Source organism: Jhaorihella thermophila, assembly GCF_900108275.1.
GTDB classification, from domain to species: Bacteria; Pseudomonadota; Alphaproteobacteria; order Rhodobacterales; family Rhodobacteraceae; genus Jhaorihella; species Jhaorihella thermophila.
In genome coordinates this window covers 1-1907 of sequence record NZ_FNVD01000056.1, presented here as the reverse complement: position 1 = coordinate 1907, position 1907 = coordinate 1, and the positions used below count along the sequence as shown (strand labels likewise).

1 protein-coding gene and 1 pseudogene are annotated in these 1907 nt (G+C 59.4%); one reads left to right on the top strand and one right to left on the bottom strand.

The features are described 5' to 3' along the window. Positions 1 to 194: 194 nt before the first annotated feature. Complete coding sequence (locus C4S70_RS18315; RefSeq protein ID WP_104009511.1) at positions 195 to 1223, bottom strand: IS110 family RNA-guided transposase; 1029 nt, start codon at positions 1221 to 1223, stop codon at positions 195 to 197. 71 nt (positions 1224 to 1294) lie between these two features. Between C4S70_RS18315 and C4S70_RS18310 the strand changes: the two are divergent. Continuing rightward, a pseudogene (locus tag C4S70_RS18310) lies at positions 1295 to 1907 on the top strand (DDE-type integrase/transposase/recombinase); the annotation flags it as partial.

The following is a 1907-nucleotide window of genomic DNA, read 5'->3' as shown; positions in this document are numbered from 1 at the left end:
CGGCCAGTTGGCCGCCGCCAAGATGGAGATCCGCGCACTCTGTTCCTCATAAGCATGTCGGCTTCGATCGAGCCGCATTTTTTTACCAGGTTTGCAGAATGCCGGTTAACCGTCAGGCCATCTTCAACTCCTCCCGCAGATCGTGCTAGGGACTTCGGCTTTGTATGCCTCGTGCTTAGTCCCCGGTTCCGTTTTTAGGCCAACCCCGGCATCGAGCGCTCGAATGTCGTCCCCCGTTGCAGAGTCGCCCATGCGATCCTCGCAAGTTTGGCTGCGAGCGCTACCACCGCCACGTTGTAATGGGCGCGTGCCAGCAAACCACGCAGCCATTGTCCCAACGGTGTTTCCGCCTTTGAAAGGGATGGCAGCGCGGCTCGCGCTCCGTGGATGAACAGCTGTCGCAGGTAGATGTTGCCCCTTCGACTGATGCCATAAAGCCTGGGCTTCCCTCCGGTTGTGTGTTGACGCGGCACTAACCCCAACCAGGCCGGTAGATCTCGCGCGGTGGAAAAAGCGGCGGCATCGTCAATAGCAGCGACCAACGCGGTGGCTGTCAGGTTGCCAATGCCGGGGACGGTCAGCAATCGGCGGGTAACATCATCCGATTTGGCGCGATCGGCAAACTCCCGATCCAATTCCGTGATACGTCGATCCAGCTCTGTCCACTCTTGGCGCATGTCGATCAGCAAGCCGTTGATTCGATCGCTCACGTCGGCGCCTTCAGCATCAAGGATGGCATCGAGGCCGACCTCGAATTTGCGGCGTCCCTTTGCGAAGGTCAGCCCACGTTCCAGAAGGATGGCGCGCATCTGGTTGATGAGCCGCGTTCGGGTTCCGACAAGCCGCTCACGCACCCTGTGCAACGTCTGTAGGTCCAATTGGTCTTCACGTTTAAGTTCGACGAACCTCATAGTTGGACGTGTCGCCGCTTCGGCGATAGCCTCTGCATCCCGATCATCGTTCTTTTGTGCCTTCACGTATGGCCGCACATACTCCGGCGACATCAGCTTGATCGTGTGTCCCTGGCCAGAAAGCGCATGACCAAGATGGTGCGCTCCGCAGCACGCTTCCATCGCAACAACGCAGGATGGAAGATCAAAGGCAAACTTGATCACGGTCTGGCGCCGCATTCTCCGCCGCAACACCACTGCGCCGGTCACATCCAGCCCCACAACGCTGCATACAGACTTGCCAAGGTCGATTCCCAGGATTGCAATTGTCATCGGTCCGTTCCTCCTATGTTCATAGTACGAGGCATCATACCTGATGCCGGTGGTGGGACGGGCCATTCCATAAGCATGCTCGGGGATGGGGAGGACGGAGAATGAGATACCCCGCCTCTGAGAAGCTTGAAATCATCCGCACGGTGGAAGCCTCGCACCTGCCGGTCAGGCAGACGCTGGCGATGCTCGGTATTCCCAGCAGCACCTATTACCAATGGTATGCCCGCTGGGTCGATGGCGGCGTTGACGCGCTTGCGGATCGCTCGCCACGCCCGCGGTCGGTGTGGAACCGCATCCCGGATGACATCCGTAAGGCCTTCGTCGAGTTCGCGCTGGACCACGAGGATCTGACGCCCCGCGAACTGGCGGTCAAATACACCGACGAGAAGCGATATTTTGTCTCCGAGACATCAGCTTACCGCATCCTCAAGGCCGAGGACCTGATCACGGCGCCGGCCCATGTGGTGATCCGGGGTGAGGGCCGGATCCGCCACCGGTTCGAGGACCGGCCCGAACGACCAGTTCCGGGAAAAGACGACACGCCCGAACGAGCTGTGGCAGACCGACTTCACCTATCTCAAGGTCATCGGCTGGGGGTGGTTCTATCTCTCGACCATCCTTGATGACTACAGCCGCTACATCATCGCCTGGAAGCTCTGCACCACGATGAAGGCCGCGGATGTC